The following is a 25,063-nucleotide window of genomic DNA, read 5'->3' as shown; positions in this document are numbered from 1 at the left end:
GATCATGCAAAACCGTGAAGACATCTTCGCCACCCTGCGCGACGCCCTGGTCGAACTGTTCGAGCTGGAACCGGAGCGCGTCACCCTGGACGCCAACCTGTACCAGGACCTGGAAATCGACAGCATCGACGCTGTGGACCTGATCGATCACCTCAAGCGCCAGACCGGCAAGAAGATCGCCGCCGAGGACTTCAAGACCGTGCGCACCGTGGGCGACGTGGTCGAGGCCGTGTACCGGATGGTCAATAACGCATGAGCCGGCTGATCGGCCTGGTGCTGGTCCTGGCTGGCCTAGCCTACCCGTTCGCCGTCTACTTTGGCATCGAGCACCTGTCGCCGCGCGTCTTCGCGCTGCTGCTCGGCGGGCTCTGGCTGGCGCGCGCGCTGAGCAGTTGGAAACGCCCCGGAGGCCGCTGGATGACCGGCGCCGCCCTGGCCTTCTGCCTGGTACTGGCCCTGGCCAACACCCCGGCGCTGCTGCGCTGGTACCCGGTGCTGATCAGCCTGTTGATGCTCAGTCTGTTCGGTCTCAGCTTGAAATATGGCCCGCCGCTGGTGGAGCGCCTGGCGCGCCTGCGCGAGCCGGAGCTGCCGGAGGTCGCGGTGCGCTACACGCGCCAGGTGACCAAGGTCTGGGCGCTGTTCTTTCTCTGCAACGGCCTGCTCGCCGCCGCCCTCACCCTGTGGGCGCCGCTGAGCTGGTGGACCCTTTATAACGGCCTGATCGCCTATGCCCTGATGGGCCTGTTGTTCGCCGGCGAATGGCTGCTGCGCCAGCGGGTCAGGAGGCACGCATGAGCTGGATCGGCATGGATCGCCTGCTGCTGGACGCCCCCGTCGGACGCCTCGTGACCGTCGCTCCGACCCTCGACCTCGCCACTCTGGCCAGCCAGGCCGGGCGCCTCGCCGGTGGCTTGCAGGCGCGTGGCGTGAAGCGGCTGGCGCTGCACCTGGAAGATGCCGCCGAACTGGCCATCGCCCTGCTCGGTGCCTGGCGGGCGGACGTCGAGGTGGTGCTGCCGGCCGACCTGCAAGCACAGAACCGCCAACGCCTGGCCGGGCGCGTCGACCTCTGGCTGACCGATCAGCCCGGCGACAGCCGCCTGGACGACCTTTACGGCGACGCACTGCCCGCCGCCATGCTCGATCTCGACCGCTGCCGCCTGACCCTGAGCACCTCGGGCTCCAGCGGCGAGCCCAAGCTGATCGGCAAATCCCTGCGTCAACTGGCCAACGAAGTGGCAGTGCTGGAGCAATGCTGGGGCGCCGAGCTGGGCGGTGCGACCGTGCTCGGCAGCGTTGCCGCGCAACATATCTACGGCCTGCTGTTCCGGGTGCTCTGGCCGCTTTGCGCCGGTCGTCCGTTCCTCCGCCGTGCCCTGCCGTTCGGCGAGGACTTGCAACGTGCCAGCCTGGAACACGCCGACTTCGCCTGGGCCTGCAGCCCGGCGCTGCTCAAGCGCATGGGCGACAACCTCGACTGGCCGGCGCTCGGCCGGGTGCGCCGGGTGTTTTCCTCCGGCGGCGCCCTACCCGCCGACGCGGCGCAGCAGCTTTTCGAGCGCCTCGGCCAATGGCCTACGGAAATCTACGGCAGCTCGGAAACCGGCGGTATCGCCTGGCGCCAGGGCGGCACGCACTGGCGGCCCTTCCCTGGTGTCGAACTGGGCCAGGACGCGGACGGTGCCCTGCGCGTCGCCTCGCCCTACCTGCCGGCCGGGCATGTCGAACAGACCGCCGATGCCGTGCGCTTCGCCGACGATGGCCGCTTCGAGCTGCTCGGCCGGCTCGACCGCATCGTCAAGCTGGAAGAAAAACGCATCTCCCTGCCCATGCTGGAACAGGCTCTGGCCAACCACCCTTGGGTGAGCGAAGCCCGCCTCGGCGTGATCCAGGAAAACCGTGCCTTCCTCGGTGCCCTGGTAGCGCTCAGCGACGCCGGCCTGCATGCCCTGCGCAACCAGGGCCGGCGTGCCGTCACCGAAGGACTGCGCCGCCACCTCGCCGGCCATTGCGAGGCCCTCGCGTTGCCGCGCCGTTGGCGTCTGCTGCGCCGGTTGCCGAGCAACGCCCAAGGCAAGCTGCCGCAGGCGGAGCTGGATGCCCTGCTGCGCGCCCCCCGGACCAAGCGGCCGGAATTGATCAGCGCGCACCAGGAAGACGACCAGTGGCTTCTGGAACTGGAAGTGCCGCTGGACCTCGCCCATTTCACCGGACATTTCCCGCGTACCCCGGTGCTGCCCGGCGTGGTGCAGATCGATTGGGCGCTGCACCTGGCCGCCGAGCGCCTTGCGTTGCCGCCGCGCTTCGCCGGCATGGAAGTGCTGAAGTTCCAGCAACTGGCCCGGCCGGGCGACCGCCTGCAACTGACCCTGCGTTTCGACGCCGAGCGCGGCAAGCTGCACTTCGCCTACCGCAACGGCGAGGCGCCCTGCTCGTCGGGACGGATACTGCTGGCGGCCGGCGATGACTGAACACCGGCCCTTCGTCCCCTCGCCCCACTGGGGAGAGCAGACCGGCTTCCACCCCTGCGCGGTGATCCCGGTCTACAACCACGAGCACGCCCTGCCGGTGGTGGTCGAGGCACTGCGCCAAGCCCACCTGCCCTGCATCCTGGTGGACGACGCCTCCTCCCCGGCTTGCGCCGCGGTCATCGACCAACTGGCCGAAGACGAGTGGGTAAGGCGGGTGCGTCTGGACGTCAACCAAGGCAAGGGCGGCGCGGTGATGGCCGGGCTGCGCGAGGCGCAGCGGCTGGGCTTCAGCCACGCGTTGCAGGTGGATGCCGACGGCCAGCACGACCTCGAGGACGTCGAGGACTTCCTCGAAGCCGCGCGGGAAACGCCTGCCGCGCTGATCTGCGGCTACCCGCGCTACGACGACAGCGTGCCGAAGAGCCGCCTCTACGCCCGCTACCTGACCCATGTCTGGGTCTGGATCAACAGCCTGTCGCTGGGCATCCGCGATGGTATGTGCGGTTTCCGCGTCTACCCGCTGGCGCCGGTGGTCGAGCTGATCGACGCCGTCCGCCTCGGCACGCGCATGGATTTCGACCCCGAGATTCTCGTCCGCCTGGCCTGGCGCAACCAGCCGATGCGCTGGCTGCCGACCCGCGTGCACTATCCGCTGGACGGCCTGTCGCACTTCCGTCTCTGGCAGGACAACGCGCTGATCTCGAAGATGCACGCCAAGCTGTTCTTCGGCATGTTGCTGCGCGCCCCGCTGATCCTCTACCGCCGGTGGCGCACATGAGCGAATCCATGTCCGGACGGCATTGGGCCGAGCACGAGGAGCGCGGCAGCTTCTTGCTGATGAAGTTCACCGCCTGGGCGGTGCGCCGCCTCGGCCGTCGCGCGCTGGCACCGTTGCTGTACCTGATCGTCTTCTACTTCTTCCTGTTCGGCGGCCAGGCGCGTCGCAGTATCCGCCAGTACCAGACCAACCTCGCCGACTGGAGCGGCCGCCACGAGTTGCGGCCGACACTGAAATCGACCTTCGGCCAGTTCATGGCCTTCGCCGACGCCCTGCTGGACAAGCTCGACGTGTGGAACGGCAAGCTGCGCCCGGAGCAGATCGAACTGGTCGACCTGAGCGGCCTGCGCAGTCAGTTGCGCGGCGCCCGCGGCCAACTGCTGGTCGGCGCCCACCTGGGCAATCTGGAAGTCTGCCGGGCGCTGGCCGAACTCGGCGAAAAAGTGCAGATGAACGTGCTGGTGCACACCCGCCACGCCGAGCGCTTCAACCGCCTGCTGGGCGAGGCCGGCGCCAGCCACCTGCGGCTGATCCAGGTGAGCGATCTGGACGCAGGCGTCATGCTGCAACTCTCCGAGCGCCTGGATCGCGGCGAATGGCTGGCGATCGCCGGCGACCGCGTACCGTTGCATGGCGGCCGGCGCGTCACGGTGGACTTCCTCGGCCATCCCGCCGATCTGCCGCAAGGCCCCTGGCTGCTGGCCGGGCTCCTGCAATGCCCGCTCAACCTGATGTTCTGCCTCAAGCAACAGGGCCGCTACCGGGTCCACTTGGAATCCTTCGCCGAGCGCATCCAGTGGACGCGCCGCGAACGCGAACAGGTCATCCGCGACTGGGCCCAGCGCTACGCCGACCGCCTCGGCCAGCGCTGCCTGGAAGCCCCGTTGCAATGGTTCAACTTCTACCCGTTCTGGAAACAGCATGACGACTGATCCCGTGGTTTTCGGCGAAGGCCATCTGTCCATCGAGGACATCCTCGCCGTGGCACAACGCCGCGCACCGGCCGCGTTGCAGGCGGACGCCGCGTTCCGCCAGCGCATCGCCAAGGGCGCGCAATTCCTCGACACCCTGCTGGACAAGGAAGGCGTGATCTACGGCGTGACCACCGGCTACGGCGATTCCTGCGTGGTCGCCGTGCCGCTGAAGCATGTGGAAGACTTGCCGCGCCACCTCTACACCTTCCACGGTTGCGGCCTGGGCAAATTGCTCGACGCCGAAGCCACCCGTGCCGTGCTCGCCGCCCGCCTGCGCTCGCTGTCCCACGGCGTGTCCGGCGTGCGCCTGGAGCTGCTGGAGCGGCTGCAGGGCTTTCTCGCCGAAGACGTCCTGCCGCTGATCCCCGAGGAAGGCTCGGTCGGCGCCAGCGGCGACCTCACGCCGCTGTCCTACGTCGCCGCCACCCTGGCCGGCGAGCGCGACGTGCGCTGGCGCGGCGAAGTGCGTAGCGCCGCCGAGGTGCACCGCACCCTCGGTTGGACGCCCCTGACCCTGCGGCCGAAGGAAGCCCTGGCGCTGATGAACGGCACTGCGGTGATGACCGGCCTGGCCTGCCTGGCCTACGCCCGCGCCGACTACCTGCTGCAACTGGCCACGCGCATCACCGCGCTCAACGTCATCGCCCTGCAAGGCAACCCGGAGCACTTCGACGAGCGCCTGTTCGCCGCCAAGCCGCATCCGGGCCAGACCCAAGTGGCCGCCTGGCTGCGCCAGGACCTGGCCATCGACGCGCCCACCGCGCCGCTGCACCGTTTGCAGGACCGCTACTCGCTGCGCTGCGCCCCGCACGTGCTGGGCGTGCTGGCCGACAGCCTGGGCCTGCTGCGCCAGTTCATCGAGACCGAACTGAACAGCGCCAACGACAACCCGATCATCGACGCCGAGGCCGAGCGCGTGTTGCATGGCGGGCACTTCTATGGCGGGCATATCGCCTTCGCCATGGACAGCCTGAAGAATCTGGTGGGCAACGTCGCCGACCTGCTCGACCGCCAGCTCGCCCTGCTGGTGGACGTGCGCTACAACCACGGCCTGCCGAGCAACCTGTCCGGCGCGTCGGCAGACACGGCGATGATCAATCATGGCTTCAAGGCCGTGCAGATCGGTGCCAGTGCCTGGACCGCCGAGGCGTTGAAGAACACGATGCCGGCCAGCGTGTTCTCGCGCTCCACCGAATGCCACAACCAGGACAAGGTGAGCATGGGCACCATCGCCGCCCGCGATGCCTTGCGCAGCCTGGAGCTGACCGAGCAGGTCGCCGCCGCCACCCTGCTCGCCGCCCAGCAGGGCGTCTGGCTGCGCGAACGCAGCGCCGAGGCCCGCCCGCTGCCGCCGGCCCTGGCGGCGATGCACGCCCGGTTGGCCGAGGATTTCCCGCCGCTGATCGAAGACCGCGCCCTGGAAGGCGAACTGCGCCTCTGCCTGGAACGCATCCGCAGCCGTCACTGGAGCCTCTATGCGTAACGCCTTCGTCCACCTCTGCTTCGCTTCGTCCTTACCGGAGGAAACCGCCCATGCGTAAGGACGGCGTACTGCAGGCCGAGGTGGAAATCCTCGTGCCCTTCTTCGACGTGGACTCGATGGACGTGGTCTGGCACGGCCACTACGTCAAATACCTGGAAGTCGCCCGCTGCGCCCTGCTCGACCGCATCGGCCATAACTACGTGCAGATGCGCGACGCCGGCTACGCCTGGCCGATCATCGACCTGCAGCTGCGCTACGTGCGCGGCGCGCGCTTCGGCCAGCGCCTCAGCGTCCGCGCCGACCTAGTGGAGTGGGAAAACCGGCTGAAGATCAACTACCTCATCACCGACGCCGAGACCGGCGAACGGATGACCCGCGGCAGCACGGTGCAGGTGGCGGTGGAAATCGCCACGCGGGAAATGCTGCTGGCCTCGCCGACCGTGTTCGTCGAGGCGGTGGAGAGGGCACTGGCGTGAACGGCCTGATGCTCCGCGCCGTCAGCCTGCTCGCGACCCTGTGCCTGAGCACCGGCGCCTGGGCCTTCGACCTCGACCGGCTCAGCGCCCGGCTCGCCGCGCCGGAGGTGGTTCGCGGACCTTTCATCCAGGAAAAGTACCTGCGCGCCCTGCCCCAGCCCCTTGTCAGCCAGGGCCGCTTCGTCCTGGCCAAGGGGCATGGCCTGCTCTGGCTGCTGAACAGCCCGATCCGCCAGGACTACCGCATCGACGACGACGGCATCGCCCAGCGCGGCGCCCAGGGCTGGCAACGCCTGCCGCAGCAGAGCGCCGCCGCCCGGCAGAACCGCCTGTTCCTCGCCGTGCTGCAAGGCGACAGCAGCGGCCTGCAACGCGATTTCGAATTGGCGCTGAGCGGCACGGAAGACGACTGGCAACTGCGCCTGACGCCGCGCTCGGCCCTGCTCAAGCAGATCTTCGAGCGCATCGAGATCAGCGGCAGTGCCCTGGTCCGGCGCATCGAGCTTTGGGAAACGCAAGGAGATCGCACCGTCCTGCAATTGCCCGACAGCCAGCCCGGCACAGCGCTGAACGACGCGGAGCGCGCCGACTTTGCCGACTGAGCGCCTGCTGCCCCGCCTGTTCCTGCTCGGCCTGCTGGCGCTGCTCGCGCTGGCCGTCTGGCAGTGGCGCCATGGCCCGCCGTTGTCCACCGACCTGATGGAACTGGTGCCCGGCGCGCCGCGCGATGCCGTGCAGCAACAGGCCGAACAGCGCATGCAGGAGCCGCTCAACCGCGAACTGCTGGTGCTGCTCGGCTATCCGCAACGCGAACAGGCGACCGAAGCGGCCCAGCGGCTGGAGCGGCACTGGCAAGGCAGCGGGGCGTTCGAAAGCGTACAAGGCAGTCTGCAAGCGGACCTGCCCGCACTGCGCCGACAACTGCTGAACGGCCGGCTCGCCCTGCTCGGCGAGGACGACCGACGCCAACTGATCGAACAGCCCCAGGCGTTCATCCAGCAGCGCGTACAGTCGCTGTTCGACACCTTCGCCGGCAGCCGCCTGCTGGCCAGCGACCAAGACTGGTTCGGGCTGGCCGAACGCATCCAGAACCATCTGCCCCCCCAGGGCGCCTTGCAGGTGGACCTGGCCAGCGGCGCGCTGCTGATCGAAGCCGAGGATTTGCAGTGGGCCCTGGTACGCGCCCGCACCCGGGCCGATGCCTTCAACCTCGATTTGCCGTTGCAGGTGGAGGCGCTGGTTGACGCGACCCGTCGCGAGACCAAAGCGAACGGTGGCCGGCTGCTCGCCGCCAGTGGCCTGCTGCATGCGGCCGCCAGCCAGCGGCAGGCCACCCGCGAAATGAGCTGGATCGGCGGCGGCGCCAGCCTGGGCGCGGTGCTGCTGTTGCTGCTGGCGTTCCGCCGCGCCCGCGTGTTGCTGGCGATCCTCCCGGTGCTCTGCGGCCTGCTCGGCGGAGCGGTGGCCTGCGTCGCGCTGTTCGGCCAGATTCATGTGATCACCCTGGTGCTCGGCGGCAGCCTGATCGGCGTGGCCATCGACCCACCGCTGCATTACCTGTCGAAGAGCTGGGCGCTGCGTCCCTGGAGCGCCTGGGGTGCGCTACGCGCCACCTTGCCGGGCCTCGCCTTGAGCCTGGCGACCAACCTGATCGGCTACCTCGCCCTGGCGTTCGCCCCCTTCCCGGCGCTCAAGCAGATCGCGATCTTCTCCGCCGCCGGCCTGCTCACCGCCTTCCTCTGTACCTTGTGCCTGCTGCCCGCACTGTTCGCCGGCCTCGACCTCAGTCCCAGGTCGGCGCCGCTTATTCTGGCGGAGCGCGCCTGGAACCTGCGCCAACGCCTGCTGCGGCGCGTGCCATCGGTCGCTCTGCTGGCCCTGCTGCTGGCCTTCTGCGCGAGCGGCCTGTGGCGTCTGAACCTGACCCATGACCTTCGCCAGTGGGTCGCTACCTCGCCGCAGCTACTGGACGAAGCCAACGCCATCGCCCGCCTGACCGGCCAGCGCCCCACCAGCCAGTTCTTCCTGGTGCACGCCGCCGACCCGCAGCAGTTACTCGAGCGTCAGGCCCAACTGAGCCAGCGCCTCGACGCACTGATCACAGACGGGCGGCTCGGTGGCTACCTGGCGCTCAGTCAGTTGATCGCCCCGGCGGCGGAACAGGAGCGTCTGCGCCAGGCACTGGATAGGCTGCCCGAGCACTGGCAGCCGCTGCTCGACCTCGGCGTCCCGCGCGAAGCCCTCGAACGCGAGCTGGACAGTCTGCGCAACCTCCCGGTTCTGGACATCCCCGCCATCCTGGCAGGGCCGCTTGGCGAGGCTTGGCGGCCTCTGTGGCTGGGCGAAAGCGATGGCGGCGTGGCCGGGCTGGTCAGCCTGCAAGGCTTGCACGACACGAACGGGCTGAGCGCACTGAGCGAAGGGCTGGACGGCGTCCGACTGATCGATCGCCTCGGCCAGCTCAACCGTAGTTTCACCGCCGCGCAGTGGACCGCCAGCGAACTCAAGCTGCTGTCCTGCATCCTGATCGTCACGCTGCTGAGCCTGCCGTTCGGCCTGCGCGGCGCCGCGCGGGTCGTCGCCATGCCGTTGCTGTCGGCAACCGCCGCGCTGGCCACGCTGGGCTGGATCGGCCAGCCGCTGACGCTGTTCGGCCTGTTCGGTCTGCTGTTGGTCACGGCGATCGGCGTGGATTACGCGATCCTGATGCGCGAGCGCGTCGGCGGCGCGGCCGTCAGCCTGTTGGGCAACGCCCTGGCGGCCTTCACCACCTGGTTGTCGTTCGGTCTCCTGGCGCTCTCCAGCACCCCGGCGGTGAGCAACTTCGGCCTGGCGGTGAGCCTCGGCCTGGTGTTCAGCTTCCTGCTTGCGCCCTGGGCTGGCGAAGGCCACCGCCGTGCAGCCGGAGGTGCGCAATGAGCGTCGCCCTGTTCTGGCTGCTGGCACTCGTGCTCTATGCCGCCGCCCTGCTGCTGGGCCGGCGTTTGGGCCTGTTCCCCATCGTCAGCCAGTTACTGCTGGCCAGCCTGGGGATACCGGCGCTGCTGCTCGGCTGGATCGAACCGCATGCCGGGTTGAGTGCCGCCGAGCTACTCGCACCGGCCTGGTTGAATGGCCTGTACGGACTCTGCTTCGCCCTGCTGCTGGGCTACATCCTCGGCGACGTGGTCGACCTGGAATTCAACCCGCAGAGCCTGAAGATCGCCCTGCCGAGTTTCCTGGTCCCCTTCTTCTGCGGCCTGGCCTGCGCCGGCTGGCTGCTGCCCTCGGCCGGCTGGCTGAGTGCGCTGGGCATCGGCCTGCTGTTTTCCATCACCGCCATCCCGGTGCTCTACCTGTACCTGCAAAACATCGGCTATCCGCTGGCGGCGACACGGCGCCTGCTGCACGCGGCAATCCTCATGGACCTGGCCTGCTGGGGCCTGTTCGCCCTCGCCCAGGGCAGCGCCCAGCCGGAACGCCTGCTCTGGCCCCTGCTGGCCGCCGTACTGCCACTGGTGCTGCGCGGTTTGCGCCTGCGCCACGACCTCGCCTTCAGCCTGCCATTCTTCGCCCTGATGCTGCTGTTCCAGCAGTTGCACCTGAACGCGCTACTGTTCGGCATCGGCTACCTGCTCTGCCTCGCCGCGCTACGCCAGCCGTTCCGCCTGCCGCTGGCGCCGCGCCACTGGTTCTGGCTGCTGAACGGGGTGGCGATCCCGCTGATCCTCACATTCGGCGTGCTGCAAGTGAATTTCCGCGAGGCCTGGCAGGGCTCGTCCTGGCTGCACCTCGGCGTGCTGCTGGTGCTGCCGGTGGCGAGCAAGGTGGCCGGCAACTGGCTCGGCCTGCACTGGGCCGACCGCCAAGCCCCGGCCGGCATGAAATGGCGCGAAAGCCTGCTGCTGAATATCCGCGGGCTGACCGAAATCGTTTTCCTCAATCTGCTGCTGCAACAGCGGCTGATCGACGAGCGGGCCTACTTCGGCCTGCTGCTCATGAGCCTGTTTTCCACCCTGCTGCCGACCCTGCTCGGCATCCGCCAACCCCAAGAAGAACAGCAAGCCAGGAGGCCCTATGGCGCAGCTTGAGACGCAACAACGAGAAGTCGTGATCATCGGCGCCGGCCCTTCCGGCGCGATCGCGGGAGCCTTGCTCAAGCGCCAGGGAAACGACGTGCTGGTACTGGAACGCCAGCGCTTCCCGCGCTTCTCCATCGGCGAGAGCCTGCTATCCCACTGCCTGGACTTCGTCGAGGAAGCCGGCATGCTCGAGGCGGTCGAAGCGGCGGGTTTCCAGCGCAAGAACGGCGCGGCCTTCGCCTGGAACGAGCGCTACACCGACTTCGATTTCCGCGACAAATTCACCGAAGGCCACGGCTGGACCTTCCAGGTGCAGCGCGCCCAGTTCGATCAGGTGCTGGCCGACGACGCAGCCCGTCAGGGTGTGGAAATCCGCTACGAGGAAGAGATCGTCGCCGCCGACTTCGACGGCGATTGCCCGTGCCTGCGCGTGCGCCGGGCGGATGGCAGCGAGTACCGGGTGGAGTCCGCCTTCGTCCTCGATGCCAGCGGCTACGGCCGGGTCCTGCCGCGGCTGCTGGACCTGGAGGCGCCGTCGGCCTTCCCGGTGCGCCAGGCGGTGTTCACCCACATCGAGGACCGCATTGCCGGCTCCGCCTTCGACCGCGACAAGATTCTCATCACCATCCACCCGCAGCACCGCGACATCTGGTTCTGGACCATTCCCTTCAGCAACGGCCGATGCTCCCTCGGCGTGGTCGCCGACGCCACTCATTATCAGGGCCGGCCCCAGGACCTCGACGCCTGCCTGCGCCAGTTCGTCGATGAAACGCCGAGCCTGGCGCGGGTACTGGAGAATGCCGTCTGGGATACCCCGGCGCGCAGCCTGGGCGGCTATTCGGCAAACGTGAAGACCCTGCATGGCCGCGGTTTCGCCCTGCTGGGCAACGCAGCGGAATTCCTCGACCCGGTGTTCTCTTCCGGCGTGACCATCGCCATGCGCTCGGCCAGCATGGCCGCGGGCCTACTGCACCGCCAGTTGCAGGGCGAGCCGGTGGATTGGCAGACACAGTTCGCCGTACCGCTCAAACGTGGCGTGGATGCCTTCCGGGCCTACGTGGAGGGTTGGTACGATGGCCGCTTCCAGGACGTCATCTTCCACCGCAACGGTTCGCCGGAAATCCGCCGGATGATCTGCTCGATCCTCGCCGGCTACGCCTGGGACGAAAGCAATCCCTATGTCGCCGAGCCCCAGCGACGCTTGCGGGTGTTGGCCGAACTGTGTGCGCAGTAAGGGCCAACCGATGAACGCCACACCGCCGATAAGGACATCCATGGACCGCGCCGCCCCTACCTACGTCGAAGAAACCCGCTTCGGGTTCTGGTTCCTGCAGAGCCACACCTGGCAGCACCACGTGCTGCGCGTGGCGATCGACGACCTGCTGCGGCTGATCGACAGGCCGCTGCCGGAGCGCCCCGTGCTGCTGGATGCCGGCTGCGGCCAGGGCAAGTCCTTCCGCCTGCTGGCGGATGCCTTCCAGCCAGCCCGGCTCATCGGTCTCGATGCCGATCCGCACAGCCTCGATTGCGCCCGCGCCGAGGCCGGGCGGCAGGCGCTGGACGTCGAGCTGATCGCCAGCGACTGCGCGGCCATCCAACTGCCCGATGCCAGTGTCGACCTGTTGTTCTGCCACCAGACCTTTCATCACCTGGTGGAGCAGGAACAGGCCCTCGCCGAGTTCTGGCGCGTGCTCAAGCCCGGCGGCTGGCTGCTGTTCGCCGAGTCGACCAAGGCCTACATCGACACCTGGGTGATCCGCTGGCTGTTCCGCCATCCGATGCACGTGCAGAAAAGCGCCGACGAGTACCTCGATATGCTGCGCCGGCAGGGGTTCGCGTTCGGCGAAAAGAATGTTTCCTACCCCTACCTCTGGTGGAGCCGGTCGACCGACTTCGGCCTGCTGGAACGCTGGGGCATCCGCAAGCCCAAGCCGTTCGGCCAGCGCGAGGAAACCCTGGTGAACGCGGCGGTGCGCAAACCCTTGGAGACGCCGGTCCGATGATCCGTTGCTGGCCACTGCTCCTCGCCCTGCTGCTCGGTGCCTGTAGTCATCAGGCGCCCTTGCCCGAGGCTGCCCCGGCGCTCGACTGGCCGTTGCAGTTGCATGTGCTGCGCCAGCAGGACGACCAGCGCCAGGACTGGCTGCTGGTGGTGCAACGGGAAGACGGCGCACTACGCTGGTCGCTGCTGGACCCGCTGGGCATCCCCCGAGCCCGGCAGCGGCTGGTGCAACAAGACTGGCAAAACGACGGCCTGCTCCCGCCGAACCCGGAGGCGCGCGAGCTGTTCGCCGCCCTGCTGTTCGCCCTGACGCCGACCGAGGAACTTGCGCAACGCTATCCGTCGGTCCGCTGGACGGCCGACGACAAGGCGCGGCAGCTGTTCGACAATGGCCAGCCACGCTGGCGAGTGGCCTACCGCGCACCGCTGGATTTCGACCTGGTGGCCGCCGACGGCCTGCATTACCGCGTCACTGCGCTCCCCGCGCATGAGCGAGGAGCCACACCATGACCGCCTACCTGAACGCCCTCGGAGTGATCTGCGCCCTCGGCAGCGGCAAACGCGCCGTGGCCGAGCGGCTGTTCGCCGGCGATGTTTCCGGCCTGCGCGAACAGCACGGCTGGCGCAGCGAAGGTCCGTTGCTGGTCGGCGCCGTGGACGCCCCGTTGCCGGGAATCCCCGACGGCCTGGCCGATCATGCGACGCGCAACAACCGGCTGCTGTTGGCCGCCGCCCTGGAAATCGAAGCGGATATCCGCCAGGCCATCGCCCGCTACGGCCGGGGGCGCATCGGCGTGGTGCTCGGCACCAGCACCTCCGGCATTCACGAAGCCACCGGCGGCATCGCCCGCTATTTGCAGGACGGCCATTTCCCCGACGACTACCGCTACCGCCAGCAGGAACTGGCCGCGCCCGCCGCCTTCCTCGCCGAGTGGCTGCAGCTCGACGGCCCGACCTACGCCATTTCCACCGCCTGCACTTCCAGCGGCCGGGCCCTGCTCAGCGCGCGCCGGCTGCTCGACCTGAACATCTGCGACGCCGTGCTGTGTGGCGGCGTGGATTCGCTCTGCGGCCTGACCCTGCAAGGCTTCGGCTCCCTGGAAGCGGTCTCCGCCCAGCGTTGCAACCCGTTTTCCGCGAATCGCAACGGCATCAATATCGGCGAAGCGGCGGCGCTCTTTCTCATGACCAAAGAGCCGCTGATCCGCGAGCCGGGCCAGACACCCCTGATCGCACTACTCGGCGCCGGCGCCAGCTCCGATGCCCACCACATCTCCGCCCCGGAGCCGGAAGGCCGCGGCGCCAGCCAGGCGATGCTCAAGGCGCTGGCCGACGCCAGGCTGGAGGCCGGGCAGATCGGCTACCTGAACCTGCACGGCACCGCCACGCTGCACAACGACGCCATGGAGAGCCTGGCCGTGCATGCGGTGTTCCCCGGCGGCGTGCCCTGCTCGTCCACCAAGCCACTCACCGGCCACACCCTCGGCGCCGCCGGCGCGCTGGAAGCGGCGCTCTGCTGGCTGAGCCTGAGCACGGATAACCGCGACGGCCGGCTACCGCCGCACCGCTGGGACGGCGCCGCCGACCCGCAGTTGGCGCCGCTGGCCTTCGTCGATGACGACACCCGCCTCGGCGAACGGCAGCGCTACCTGATGAGCAATTCCTTCGCCTTCGGCGGCAATAACATCAGCCTGATTCTGGGGGACGCATGAGCGACTGGCCGATCGCCGAACTCCTGCCGCATGCCGGCGACATGATTCTGCTCGATGCGGTGGAGCGCTTCGGCGACGAAGACGTGGAGACCCGCGCCACCGTGCGCCCCGGCGGCCTGTTCAACCGCGAGGACGGCAGCCTGCCGGCCTGGGTCGGCGTCGAGCTGATGGCCCAGAGCGTGGCCGCCTATGCCGGCTGCCAGGCCCGCCTGCGCGGCGAGCCGGTGGAACTGGGCTTCCTGCTTGGTACCCGCAGCTACCAATGCAATGTCGAAGCCTTCGTCGCCGGTGCCGACCTGCGCATTCATGCGACCCGTTCGCTGCAGGACGACAACGGCATGGGCGTTTTCGAGTGCCGGCTGAGCGGCCCCGGCATCGAGGCATTCGCCCGACTCAATGTGTTCCGGCCACCGGAAGTGGCCCGCTATCTTCAGGAGCCCGCTCATGACTGATCCGATTCTGGTAACCGGCTCCAGCCGCGGCATCGGCCGCGCCATCGCCCTGCGCCTGGCGCGCGCCGGGTACGACCTGGTGCTGCACTGCCGCTCGCGCCGCGACGAAGCCGAAGCGGTCCGTGCCGAAATCGAAACCCTCGGCCGCCAGGCCCGCATCCTGCAGTTCGACGTCGCCGACCGCGATGCCTGCCGGGCCGCCCTGGAAGCCGACGTGGCGAACCACAGCGCCTATTACGGCGTGGTCTGCAACGCCGGCCTGACCCGCGACGGCGCCTTTCCGGCGCTGACCGACGAGGACTGGGATGCGGTGCTGCGCACCAACCTCGACGGCTTCTACAACGTGCTGCACCCGCTGATCATGCCGATGATCCGCCGCCGCCAGCCAGGCCGGATCGTCTGCATCACCTCGGTATCCGGGCTGATCGGTAATCGCGGGCAGGTCAATTACAGCGCTTCGAAGGCCGGCGTCATTGGCGCGGCCAAGGCCCTGGCCATCGAACTGGGCAAGCGCCGGATCACCGTCAACTGCGTGGCGCCGGGGCTGATCGACACCGACATGCTGGACGAACAGGTGCCGGTGGAAGAATTGCTGAAGATGATCCCGGCCCAGCGCATGGGCACGCCGGAAGAAGTGGCCGGGGCGGTGAATTTCCTGATGTCCGAGGAGGCGGCCTACATTACCCGCCAAGTCCTCGCAGTGAACGGAGGGCTGTGCTGATGGCTTCCTTGAAGCGTGTGGTGGTGACCGGCATGGCCGGCATCACCGCCCTGGGCAACGACTGGGCGACGATCGAGGCGAACTTCGTCGCCAATCGCAGCGGCATCCGCCGCATGGACGAGTGGGATCGCTACACCGAGCTGAACACCCGCCTGGCCGGGCCGATCGACGACTTCGCCGTGCCCCGTCACTGGACCCGCAAACAACTGCGCAGCATGGGCCGGGTGTCGCGGCTGTCGGTAGCGGCGGCGGAGCGCGCCCTGGAAGACGCCGGTCTGCTCGGCGACACATGCATCCAGGACGGCCGCATGGGCGTGGCCAGCGGCTCGTCCACTGGCAGTACCGACGAGGTCAAGGCGTTCGGCAACATGCTGCTCAACTCAGTGGCGGACGGGCTCAATGCCAACTCCTACGTGCGCATGATGCCGCACACCACGGCGGCCAATATCAGTATTTTCTTCGGCCTCAAGGGCCGGGTGATCCCCACCTCCAGCGCCTGTACCAGCGGCAGCCAGGGTATCGGCTATGCCTACGAGGCGATCAAGTTCGGCCGCCTGCCGATGATGGTTGCCGGCGGCGCCGAAGAACTCTGTCCCACCGAGGCCATGGTGTTCGACGCACTCTACGCCACCAGCCTGAAGAACGACGCGCCGCATACCTCGCCGCGCCCCTATGACAGTGGCCGCGATGGCCTGGTCATCGGCGAAGGCGCCGGCATGCTGGTGCTGGAAGAGCTGGAACACGCCCTGGCCCGCGGTGCGCGCATCCACGCGGAGATCGTCGGTTTCGGCAGCAACGCCGACGGCCAGCACATCACCAAGCCGGAGCAGGCGACCATGCGCCGCGCCATGGAACTGGCGCTGGAGGATGCCGGGCTGGCGCCGGAGGCCATCGGCTATGTGAACGGCCACGGCACCGCTACCGAGCAGGGCGATATCGCCGAGACCCTGGCCACCCAGGAGTTGTTCGGCAGTCGCATGCCGATCAGCTCGCAGAAGAGCTTCCTCGGCCACACCCTGGGCGCCTGCGGCGCGCTGGAGTCTTGGTTCAGCATCGAAATGATGAACCGCGACCGCTACATCCACACGCTGAACCTGGAACAAGTCGACCCACGCTGCGGCGAACTCGATTACCTGATGGGCGAGCCGCGGCACATGAGCCATGGCTACGTGATGAACAACAATTTCGCGTTCGGCGGGGTGAACACCTCGCTGATCTTCCGCCGCTGGAGTTGAGCGGCGGCAAACGGATTCACCCACACCGCAAGGAGACAACAATGAAGAAAGCAACATGGATAGGCGCCGCCCTCATGCTCTGCGCTTTACCGGGGATCAGCCAGGCACGCGATACCACCCACTACCTGGACTTCGCCAGTGTGGTGGAGGAAGCCACCCAGGCCGGCCGCCTGGACGGCAGCGTGAAGTTCTACCTGGCCGGCAACCAGCCGGCCGGCAAGGTCACGGTGGTCAACCCGAACATCACCACCAGCCAGAAGACCAACGCCTTCAACAAGAGCGACGAGGTCGCCTGTCGCTGGGTGCTGCAATCCGCCCTGATCCGCCTGCAGCAGGCGGCCAAGGCCGCCGGCGCCAACGCTGTGGTGAACATTGCCAGCAACTACAAGAACAAGGAGTACAAGGACTCAGCGAAGTACGAGTGCCATGCCGGTGCCCTGATGGCCGGGGTGGCACTCAAGGGGCAGTTGGCCAATGTCCAGTAAAGCCTGGGATCTGATGCTGGCCGCCAGCCTGATTGCCCTCGCTCCGCTGGCCCAGGCCGAAGTGGACGGCGAAGCGCTGTATCGCCAGCACTGCGCCCGCTGCCACGGCGACGACGGCCGGGCCAAGACCTGGCGCGGCTACCTGTTCTTCGCCCAGAACCTGAGCAAGACGAGATGGCAGGAGCGGGAAAGCGACGAGGACATCCTCGAAGCGATCCGCAAGGGCCCCCGCGCCATGCCGGCCTTCGCCGAAAAGCTCGACGATGCCGAGCAGCAGGCACTGGTGCACTACGTGCGCTCGCTGCGCCAGCCTTGACGACACCGCAAGCCGAACGCCCCGCTCGCCGGGGCGTTCGTCTTTCTGCGCGAACCCCGCAGCCCCCCATCGAGTCAACAGAAGAGTGCGCCCCGGCGCCATCATCCGTCCCTCGACGAGGAGCTCCAATGTTCAGCCACCAGCACAAATTCGAGATCAACTACATCTACAAGAACGACCCGCGTGCGCAAATCGTCGAAGCGGATAGCGAACGCTTTCCGCGGGAGCGGGCCGCGCGATATCTGATGGAACTGCACCAGGCCGATGCGGAAAACAGCCTGGTGATGCCCGCGCCCGATGCCTCGGAGGAAGAGTTGCTACGCCAGGCCCAAATCGTGGGAATCACGGATATCCGGGTCACCAAACTGGTTCGCGAACACGAACCGGGCACCACGCAGGGCCATTACCAACAGCCCTGATGGCCGGCGCTTCGGGCGAAGAGCCGGCCACGAAGGCTCAGCGGTGGTACTGGCCGGACAGTTCGTGGACCGCCTCGAAGAACGCCTTGGCATTGGCCGGATCGACTTCCGGAGTGATGCCGTGGCCGAGGTTGAATACGTGCCCGGTGCCCTCGCCGTAGCTGGCCAGGATGCGCGTCACCTCGGCACGGATCGCCGCCGGATTGGCATAGAGCACCGAAGGGTCCATGTTGCCCTGCAACGCCACCTTGGCACCGACGCGGGCGCGGGCGCTGCCGATGTCGCAGGTCCAATCCAGGCCAAGGGCCTCGGCGCCGCTGTCGGCCATGGACTCCAGCCACAAGCCGCCGCCCTTGGTGAACAGGATCACCGGAACGCGCCGCCCCTCGCGCTCGCGGATCAGCCCGGCGACGATCTTCTTCATGTAAGCCAGGGAAAATTCCTGATAGGCCGCCGCCGACAGGCTGCCGCCCCAGGAATCGAAAATCTGCACCGCCTGGGCACCGGCTTCGATCTGGCCGTTCAGGTAGGCGGTCACCGCCTGCGCCAGCTTATCCAGCAGGGCGTGCATGGCTTGCGGGTTGTCATAGACCATCGCCTTGGATTTGCGGAAGTCCTTCGACGAGCCGCCTTCCACCATGTAGGTAGCCAGGGTCCAGGGGCTGCCGGAGAAGCCGATCAGCGGCACCCGGCCATTCAGTTCGCGGCGGATGGTGCGCACCGCATCCATGACGTAGCCCAGGTCTTTTTCCGCATCGGGAATCGGCAAGGCCTCGATGTCCGCAGCACTGGACACCACCTTCTTGAAGCGCGGGCCTTCGCCGGTCTCGAAGTACAGCCCCTGCCCCATGGCATCGGGTACGGTGAGGATGTCGGAGAAGAGAATCGCCGCGTCGATCTGCGGGTAGCGGTCCAGCGGCTGCAAGGTGACCTCGCAGGCCAGTTGCGGGTTCATGCACAGACTCATGAAGTCGCCGGCCTTGGCCCGAGTGGCGCGATACTCGGGGAGATAACGTCCGGCCTGGCGCATCATCCAGACGGGGGTGACATCCACGGGTTGCTTGAGCAGGGCGCGAAGGAAGCGATCGTTCTTCAGAGCGGTCATGGCAGTGTCCAACAAAAAAGTGCGGGCATTTTCGCAGAGCGGAAAGCAAAAGGCACGGCGAGTGCCGTGCCTTTTGTCCATTGCGGCGATTTGTCTCGCTTCGCGAGAGCTGCAAGCGAGGCCAGTCTAGGGCTTTTCCGCTTTTACTTGCCGCTCATAGCTTGCCGCTGCATCGTCAGACGCCCAGGTAGTCGAGGATACCCTCGGCGGCCTGGCGGCCTTCGAAGATCGCCGTCACCACCAGGTCGGAGCCCCGCACCATGTCGCCGCCGGCGAAAATCTTCGGGTTACTGGTCTGGTGCTTGAATTGCCCCTGCTCCGGTGCGACCACTCGGCCCTGGCTGTCGGTCTTGATCTCGAACTGCTCGAACCAGGGAGCCGGGCTCGGGCGGAAGCCGAAGGCGATCACCACCGCGTCGGCCGGCAGAATCTCCTCGGAACCTGGAATCGGCTCGGGACTGCGACGGCCGCGAGCATCCGGCTCGCCGAGACGGGTCTCGACCACCTTCACGCCTTCCACCTTGTCTTCGCCGACGATAGCGATGGGCTGGCGGTTGAAGAGGAACTTCACGCCCTCTTCCTTGGCGTTCTTCACCTCGCGGCGCGAACCCGGCATGTTCTCTTCGTCGCGACGATAGGCACAGGTCACGCTCTTCGCGCCCTGGCGGATGGAGGTGCGGTTGCAGTCCATCGCGGTATCGCCACCGCCCAGCACCACGACCTTCTTGCCCTTCATGTCGATGAAATCGTCCGCCGACTTTTCGAAGCCGAGGTTGCGGTTGACGTTGGCGATCAGGAAGTCCAACGCGTCGTAGACACCCGGCAGGTCCTCGCCGGGGAAACCGCCCTTCATGTAGGTGTAGGTGCCCATGCCCATGAACACGGCATCGTACTCGGCGAGCAACTGGTCGATGGTGATGTCCTTGCCCACCTCGGTATTGAGGCGGAACTCGATGCCCATGCCGGTGAAGACTTCACGGCGGCGGCTCATCACGGTCTTTTCCAGCTTGAACTCGGGAATGCCGAAGGTCAGCAGGCCGCCAATCTCCGGATTGCGGTCAAAGACCACCGGGGTCACGCCGTTGCGCACCAGCACGTCGGCACAGCCAAGACCGGCCGGACCGGCACCGATCACCGCGACACGCTTGCCGGTCGGCTTGACTTTGGACATGTCCGGCCGCCAGCCCATGGCGAAGGCGGTGTCGGTGATGTATTTCTCCACCGAACCGATGGTCACCGCGCCGAAGCCGTCGTTCAGGGTGCAGGCACCTTCGCAGAGACGGTCCTGCGGACAAACGCGGCCACAGACTTCCGGCAGGGTGTTGGTCTGGTGCGACAGCTCGGCCGCCGCCAGGATGTTGCCCTCGGACACCAGCTTCAACCAGTTCGGGATGAAGTTGTGCACCGGGCACTTCCACTCGCAGTACGGGTTACCGCAACCCAGGCAGCGATGGGCCTGGTCCGCCGCCTGCTGCGGCTTGAACAGGTCGTAGATCTCGACGAATTCCTTCTTGCGCTGGCGCAGCAGCTTCTTCTTCGGGTCCTTGCGCCCGACCTCGATGAACTGGAAGTCGTTATTCAGACGTTCAGTCATTTGAAACCTCGTTACAGCAGCGGCGAGCTTCAAGCTGCAAGCTGCAAGACTTATCACGGTTACGCGAGCCCCTTTCGGGACCCGCGGCTTGCGGCTGTCTTATTGCGGATTCGCCCGGGTGGTCGACAACAACGACGCCAGGCTCGCGGCCTTCGGCTTGACCAGCCAGAACTTGCGCACGTAGTCGTCCAGGTTCTCCGACAGGTTGCGGCCCCACTCGCTGCCGGTCTCCTGCACGTACTCGGCGAGCACGCGCTGCAGGTGGCTGCGGTAGGCCTCCATCGACTCGTTGTTGATCCGCTGGATTTCCACCAGCTCGTGGTTTACCCGGTCGTAGAAGCTGTTGTCGAGGTCGAGCACGTAGGCGAAACCACCGGTCATGCCCGAACCGAAGTTGTAGCCGGTCTTGCCGAGCACGCAGACGAAACCGCCGGTCATGTATTCGCAGCAGTGGTCGCCAGTGCCCTCCACCACCGCATGGGCGCCGGAGTTGCGCACGGCGAAACGCTCACCCGCAGTACCAGCGGCGAACAGCTTGCCGCCAGTCGCGCCATAGAGGCAGGTGTTGCCGATGATCGCCGACTCCTCGGACTTGAACGGGCTGCCCTGCGGCGGGGTGATCACCAGCTTGCCGCCGGTCATGCCCTTGCCGACGTAATCGTTGGCATCGCCTTCCAGGTATAGGTTCAGGCCGCCGGCGTTCCACACGCCGAAGCTCTGCCCGGCGGTGCCCTTGAAGCGGAAGGTGACCGGTGCGTCGCCCATGCCCTGGTTGCCGTGGGCCTTGGCGATCTCGCCGGATACCCGTGCACCGATGGAACGGTCGCAGTTGCAGATTTCCAACTCGAACTCGCCGCCGCTCTTCGCCGCGATGGCTTCTTTCGCCAGCTCGACCATCTTCTCGGCCAGCAGGCCCTGGTCGAACGGCGGGTTCTTCTCGACTTGGCAGAACTGCGGCTTGTCGGCCGGGATCAGATCGCTGCCAAGCAGCGGACTGAGGTCCAGATGCTGCTGTTTCTCGGTTTCACCCGGCAGGACTTCCAGCAGGTCGGTACGGCCGATCAGCTCGCCGAGGCTGCGAACGCCCAGTCTGGCCAGCCACTCACGGGTTTCCTCGGCAACATAGGTGAAGAAATTCACCACCATGTCGACGGTGCCGATGAAGTGGTCCTTGCGCAGCTTGTCGTTCTGGGTGGCGACACCGGTGGCGCAGTTGTTCAGATGGCAGATGCGCAGGTATTTGCAGCCCAGGGCGATCATTGGCGCAGTACCGAAACCGAAGCTCTCGGCGCCGAGAATCGCGGCCTTGATCACATCGAGGCCGGTCTTCAGACCGCCGTCGGTCTGGACCCGGACCTTACCGCGCAGGTCGTTGCCACGCAGGGTCTGGTGGGTTTCCGCCAGACCGAGCTCCCAGGGACTGCCGGCGTATTTGATGGAGGTGATCGGCGAAGCGCCGGTACCGCCGTCGTAGCCGGAAATGGTGATCAGGTCGGCATAGGCCTTGGCCACGCCGGCAGCAATGGTGCCGACACCGGGTTCGGCCACCAGCTTCACCGAAACCAGTGCCTGCGGGTTGACCTGCTTAAGGTCGTAGATCAACTGCGCAAGGTCTTCGATGGAATAGATGTCGTGGTGCGGCGGCGGCGAAATCAGCGTCACACCGGGCACCGCATAGCGCAGGCGAGCGATCAGGCCGTTGACCTTGCCGCCCGGCAACTGGCCACCCTCACCGGGCTTGGCACCCTGGGCTACCTTGATCTGCAGGACTTCGGCGTTGACCAGATATTCCGGCGTCACCCCGAAGCGACCGGTGGCGACCTGCTTGATCTTCGAGCTGCGCTCGGTGCCGTAACGGGCCGGGTCTTCACCGCCCTCGCCGGAGTTGGAGCGCGCGCCCAGGCGGTTCATCGCCGTGGCCAGCGCCTCGTGGGCTTCCGGCGACAGCGCGCCGAGGGAAATACCGGCGGAGTCGAAGCGCTTGAGGATGGACTCCAGCGGCTCCACTTCCTCCAACGCCAACGGCTGGGCGGCCGGCTTCACCTTGAGCAGGTCGCGGATCATCGCCACCGGGCGGTTATCCACCAGCGCGGTGTATTCCTTGAACTTCTCGTAGCTGCCCTGCTGCACGGCGGCCTGCAGCGCATTCACCACGTCCGGGTTGTAGGCGTGGTACTCGCCGCCATAGACGAACTTGAGCAGACCGCCCTGCTGGATTGGCTTGCGGTTGTTCCAGGCCTCGAATGCCAGGGCCTTCTGCTCCGCCTCGATATCGACGAAACGCGCACCCTTGATCCGGCTGGCAACGCCACGGAAGCACAACTCGGTGACCTCGTCCGACAGGCCTACGGCCTCGAACAGTTGGGCACCACGATACGAGGCGATGGTGGAGATACCCATCTTCGACAGGATCTTCAACAGGCCCTTGGTGATGCCCTTGCGGTAGTGCTTGAACACTTCGAACAGATCGCCCAGCACTTCACCGGTGCGGATCAGATCGCCCAATACCTCGTAGGCGAGGAAGGGGTAGACGGCCGACGCGCCGAAGCCCACCAGCACCGCATAATGGTGCGGGTCACGGGCCGTGGCGGTCTCGACCAGGATGTTGCAATCGCAACGCAGGCCCTTCTCCACCAGGCGATGGTGGACGGCGCCGGTAACCAGCGCAGCATGGGCCGGCAGCTTGCCGGGCGTAATGTGGCGGTCGGAGAGCACCAGCAGGACCTTACCGGAGCGCACGGCTTCCTCGGCCTGATCGGCCATGTTGCGCACGGCCGCCTCGAGACCGACGGACTCGTCGTAGTTCATGTCGATGACATAGCGCTCGAAGCCGGGGCGGTCCATGGTCATCAAGGCGCGCCACTTGGCCGGCGAAATCACCGGACTGCTCAAAATCACGCGGGTCGCGTGCTCAGGCGACTCGCTGAAGATGTTGCGCTCGGCACCCAGGCAGATTTCCAGGGACATGACGATCGCTTCGCGCAGCGGGTCGATCGGTGGATTGGTCACCTGCGCGAACTGCTGGCGGAAATAGTCGTACGGCGAGCGCACACGCTTGGACAGCACCGCCATCGGCGTGTCGTCGCCCATGGAACCCACGGCTTCCTGGCCCTGCTCGCCGAGCGGACGCAGCACCTGGTCACGCTCTTCGAAGGTGACCTGGAACATCTTCATGTACTGCTTGAGCTGGTCGGCGTCGTAGAACGGCGAACCGTAGTCCTGGTCGTCCAGGCGTGCCTGGATGCGCACAGCGCTCTTGCGCAGCCACTGCTTGTACGGGTGGCGCGACTTCAGGCGGTTGTCGATGTCTTCGGTGTGGAGGACCTGGCCGGTCTCGGTGTCCACGGCGAGGATCTGGCCCGGACCGACGCGCCCCTTGGCGATGACGTCTTCCGGCTGGTAGTCCCACACGCCGATCTCCGACGCCAGGGTAATGTAACCGTTCTTGGTGGTGACCCAGCGCGCCGGACGCAGGCCGTTGCGGTCCAGCAGGCAGACGGCATAGCGGCCGTCGGTCAGCACCACGCCGGCCGGGCCGTCCCAGGGCTCCATGTGCATGGAGTTGTATTCGTAGAAGGCACGCAGATCGGCGTCCATGGTCTCGACGTTCTGCCACGCCGGCGGAATGATCATGCGCACGCCGCGGAACAGGTCGATGCCGCCGGTGACCATCAGCTCGAGCATGTTGTCCATGCTGGATGAGTCGGAGCCGACGCGGTTGACCAGCGGGCCCAACTGGTCGAGATCGGGGATCAGCTCGTTGGCAAACTTGGTGCGACGGGCCTGGGCCCAGTTTCGGTTGCCGGTGATGGTGTTGATCTCACCGTTATGCGCGAGGAAGCGGAACGGCTGCGCCAGCGGCCACTTCGGCAGGGTGTTGGTGGAGAAGCGCTGGTGGAAGACGCAGATTGCGGTCTTCAGGCGCGGATCGCCCAGGTCCGGATAGAACGCAGCCAGGTCGGCCGGCATCATCAGGCCCTTATAGATGATGGTCTTGTGCGAGAAACTGCAGATGTAGTGATCGACGTCCTCAGCATTGGCCACCGAGGAGCGGCGACGGGCGCAGAAGAGCTTGATGGCGAACGCCTGGTCGGACAGCCCTTCGCCGCCAATGAAAACCTGCTCGATCTGGGGCAGGCGTTCGAGCGCGAGGCGACCGAGTACGCTGGTATCGACCGGCACTTTGCGCCAGCCGATCAGGGTCAGGCCTTCCGCTTCGATGGCCTGGTTCATGTTGGCGCGGGCCTGCTCCGCCTTGGCCGGGTCCTGATTGAAGAACACCATGCCCACGGCATATTGCTGGGGCAGCTCAACGGAGAAGGCGTCCTTGGCCACCGCACGGAGGAACTCGTCCGGCTTCTGAATCAGCAGACCACAACCATCGCCCGTCTTTCCGTCGGCATTGATCCCACCGCGGTGGGTCATGCAGGTCAGGGCTTCAATGGCAGTCTGCAACAGGTGGTGGCTTGCCTCACCCTGCATGTGGGCGATCAAGCCGAAGCCGCAGTTATCCTTGAACTCATCAGGATGGTACAGACCTGCTTTCATAGGGAACTCTCACCAGACTGCCTTTTTACAAAGGCGAATTGCTTTGTAATTCAACCGCTTAATACGCGCGCAGGAGCATGCACCAGCTTTGCGCAGGCAAAAGGGAGGTCATTGTACACATCCCCCAACGGGGTCACAAATCTTCGTGACGAATCAATGAAAACATATGTCGCGAAAGCGAAGGAAGAGACCGGAAGGTCGTGCTAGCGACCGACCGGTCAGAGAGTG

General features: G+C 66.6%; 23 protein-coding genes. 20 read left to right on the top strand and 3 right to left on the bottom strand.

The features are described from left to right. Nucleotides 1-4: 4 nt before the first annotated feature. The 20 genes from BZL41_RS15815 (at nucleotide 5) to BZL41_RS15720 (ending at nucleotide 17,588) form a co-directional block, all read left to right on the top strand. A complete protein-coding gene (locus BZL41_RS15815) occupies nucleotides 5-256 on the top strand; it encodes an acyl carrier protein (protein WP_095600190.1) in 252 nt (83 codons plus the stop codon). Further along, nucleotides 253-798, top strand: a complete 546-nt coding sequence (locus tag BZL41_RS15810; RefSeq protein ID WP_095600189.1) for a hypothetical protein — start codon at nucleotides 253-255, stop codon at nucleotides 796-798. Before BZL41_RS15815 ends, BZL41_RS15810 begins: the two co-directional genes overlap by 4 nt. Further along, the gene (locus tag BZL41_RS15805) at nucleotides 795-2,474 is read left to right on the top strand and encodes an acyl-CoA synthetase family protein (RefSeq protein ID WP_095600188.1); all 1,680 of its coding nucleotides are present in this window, start codon (nucleotides 795-797) and stop codon (nucleotides 2,472-2,474) included. Before BZL41_RS15810 ends, BZL41_RS15805 begins: the two co-directional genes overlap by 4 nt. Continuing rightward, a complete protein-coding gene (locus tag BZL41_RS15800; protein WP_095600187.1) occupies nucleotides 2,467-3,252 on the top strand; it encodes a glycosyltransferase family 2 protein in 786 nt (261 codons plus the stop codon). The genes BZL41_RS15805 and BZL41_RS15800 overlap by 8 nt, the downstream gene beginning before the upstream one ends. Continuing rightward, the gene (locus tag BZL41_RS15795; RefSeq protein ID WP_095600186.1) at nucleotides 3,249-4,184 is read left to right on the top strand and encodes a glycosyl transferase; all 936 of its coding nucleotides are present in this window, start codon (nucleotides 3,249-3,251) and stop codon (nucleotides 4,182-4,184) included. Before BZL41_RS15800 ends, BZL41_RS15795 begins: the two co-directional genes overlap by 4 nt. Beyond that, on the top strand, nucleotides 4,174-5,709 hold the full coding sequence (gene hutH / locus BZL41_RS15790) for a histidine ammonia-lyase (protein WP_095600185.1): 1,536 nt from the start codon (nucleotides 4,174-4,176) through the stop codon (nucleotides 5,707-5,709). Before BZL41_RS15795 ends, hutH begins: the two co-directional genes overlap by 11 nt. Before the next feature lie 50 nt (nucleotides 5,710-5,759). Further along, nucleotides 5,760-6,185 carry a thioesterase family protein gene (locus tag BZL41_RS15785; protein WP_084332892.1) on the top strand — a complete coding sequence of 142 codons (426 nt, stop codon included), beginning with the start codon at nucleotides 5,760-5,762 and terminating at the stop codon, nucleotides 6,183-6,185. An 8-nt stretch (nucleotides 6,186-6,193) separates the two neighbouring features. After that, complete coding sequence (locus BZL41_RS15780; protein ID WP_095600204.1) at nucleotides 6,194-6,787, top strand: outer membrane lipoprotein carrier protein LolA; 594 nt, start codon at nucleotides 6,194-6,196, stop codon at nucleotides 6,785-6,787. After that, nucleotides 6,777-9,104, top strand: a complete 2,328-nt coding sequence (locus tag BZL41_RS15775) for an MMPL family transporter (protein ID WP_095600184.1) — start codon at nucleotides 6,777-6,779, stop codon at nucleotides 9,102-9,104. The genes BZL41_RS15780 and BZL41_RS15775 overlap by 11 nt, the downstream gene beginning before the upstream one ends. Then, a complete protein-coding gene (locus BZL41_RS15770) occupies nucleotides 9,101-10,255 on the top strand; it encodes a sodium:proton antiporter (RefSeq protein WP_095600183.1) in 1,155 nt (384 codons plus the stop codon). The genes BZL41_RS15775 and BZL41_RS15770 overlap by 4 nt, the downstream gene beginning before the upstream one ends. Further along, on the top strand, nucleotides 10,242-11,480 hold the full coding sequence (locus BZL41_RS15765; RefSeq protein WP_095600182.1) for an NAD(P)/FAD-dependent oxidoreductase: 1,239 nt from the start codon (nucleotides 10,242-10,244) through the stop codon (nucleotides 11,478-11,480). Before BZL41_RS15770 ends, BZL41_RS15765 begins: the two co-directional genes overlap by 14 nt. A gap of 40 nt (nucleotides 11,481-11,520) precedes the next feature. Beyond that, nucleotides 11,521-12,249 carry a class I SAM-dependent methyltransferase gene (locus BZL41_RS15760; protein ID WP_095600181.1) on the top strand — a complete coding sequence of 243 codons (729 nt, stop codon included), beginning with the start codon at nucleotides 11,521-11,523 and terminating at the stop codon, nucleotides 12,247-12,249. Further along, nucleotides 12,246-12,758 carry a DUF3261 domain-containing protein gene (locus tag BZL41_RS15755; protein WP_095600180.1) on the top strand — a complete coding sequence of 171 codons (513 nt, stop codon included), beginning with the start codon at nucleotides 12,246-12,248 and terminating at the stop codon, nucleotides 12,756-12,758. Before BZL41_RS15760 ends, BZL41_RS15755 begins: the two co-directional genes overlap by 4 nt. Then, nucleotides 12,755-13,960, top strand: coding sequence for a beta-ketoacyl-[acyl-carrier-protein] synthase family protein (locus BZL41_RS15750; protein ID WP_095600179.1), 1,206 nt, complete (start codon nucleotides 12,755-12,757; stop codon nucleotides 13,958-13,960). The genes BZL41_RS15755 and BZL41_RS15750 overlap by 4 nt, the downstream gene beginning before the upstream one ends. Beyond that, on the top strand, nucleotides 13,957-14,412 hold the full coding sequence (locus BZL41_RS15745) for a hotdog family protein (protein ID WP_095600178.1): 456 nt from the start codon (nucleotides 13,957-13,959) through the stop codon (nucleotides 14,410-14,412). Before BZL41_RS15750 ends, BZL41_RS15745 begins: the two co-directional genes overlap by 4 nt. Continuing rightward, a complete protein-coding gene (gene fabG / locus BZL41_RS15740) occupies nucleotides 14,405-15,133 on the top strand; it encodes a 3-oxoacyl-ACP reductase FabG (protein ID WP_095600177.1) in 729 nt (242 codons plus the stop codon). The genes BZL41_RS15745 and fabG overlap by 8 nt, the downstream gene beginning before the upstream one ends. Nucleotides 15,134-15,141: 8 nt before the next feature. Then, nucleotides 15,142-16,368 (top strand): beta-ketoacyl-ACP synthase, encoded by a 1,227-nt coding sequence (locus BZL41_RS15735; protein ID WP_095600203.1) that lies wholly within the window; start codon nucleotides 15,142-15,144, stop codon nucleotides 16,366-16,368. Nucleotides 16,369-16,409: 41 nt separating this feature from the next. Then, nucleotides 16,410-16,853, top strand: coding sequence for an excinuclease (locus BZL41_RS15730; protein WP_095600176.1), 444 nt, complete (start codon nucleotides 16,410-16,412; stop codon nucleotides 16,851-16,853). Next, entirely contained in the window at nucleotides 16,843-17,169 is a 327-nt protein-coding gene (locus tag BZL41_RS15725) for a cytochrome c (RefSeq protein WP_095600175.1), read from the top strand. The genes BZL41_RS15730 and BZL41_RS15725 overlap by 11 nt, the downstream gene beginning before the upstream one ends. A gap of 128 nt (nucleotides 17,170-17,297) precedes the next feature. Further along, nucleotides 17,298-17,588 carry a hypothetical protein gene (locus BZL41_RS15720; protein WP_095600174.1) on the top strand — a complete coding sequence of 97 codons (291 nt, stop codon included), beginning with the start codon at nucleotides 17,298-17,300 and terminating at the stop codon, nucleotides 17,586-17,588. Nucleotides 17,589-17,625: 37 nt separating this feature from the next. Here the strand turns inward: BZL41_RS15720 and hemE are convergent, their stop codons facing one another. The 3 genes from hemE to gltB form a co-directional block, all read right to left on the bottom strand. Beyond that, entirely contained in the window at nucleotides 17,626-18,693 is a 1,068-nt protein-coding gene (gene hemE / locus BZL41_RS15715; RefSeq protein ID WP_095600173.1) for a uroporphyrinogen decarboxylase, read from the bottom strand. 175 nt (nucleotides 18,694-18,868) lie between these two features. Then, the gene (locus BZL41_RS15710; RefSeq protein ID WP_095600172.1) at nucleotides 18,869-20,287 is read right to left on the bottom strand and encodes an FAD-dependent oxidoreductase; all 1,419 of its coding nucleotides are present in this window, start codon (nucleotides 20,285-20,287) and stop codon (nucleotides 18,869-18,871) included. 99 nt (nucleotides 20,288-20,386) lie between these two features. Then, nucleotides 20,387-24,835, bottom strand: coding sequence for a glutamate synthase large subunit (gene gltB / locus BZL41_RS15705; protein WP_095600171.1), 4,449 nt, complete (start codon nucleotides 24,833-24,835; stop codon nucleotides 20,387-20,389). Nucleotides 24,836-25,063: the final 228 nt, after the last annotated feature.

It is taken from the genome of Pseudomonas sp. PIC25, from assembly GCF_002286785.1.
Taxonomy (GTDB): domain Bacteria; phylum Pseudomonadota; class Gammaproteobacteria; order Pseudomonadales; family Pseudomonadaceae; genus Pseudomonas_M.
The sequence above is the reverse complement of the archived record's forward strand: the minus strand, read 5'-3'. Positions and strand labels throughout refer to the sequence as shown.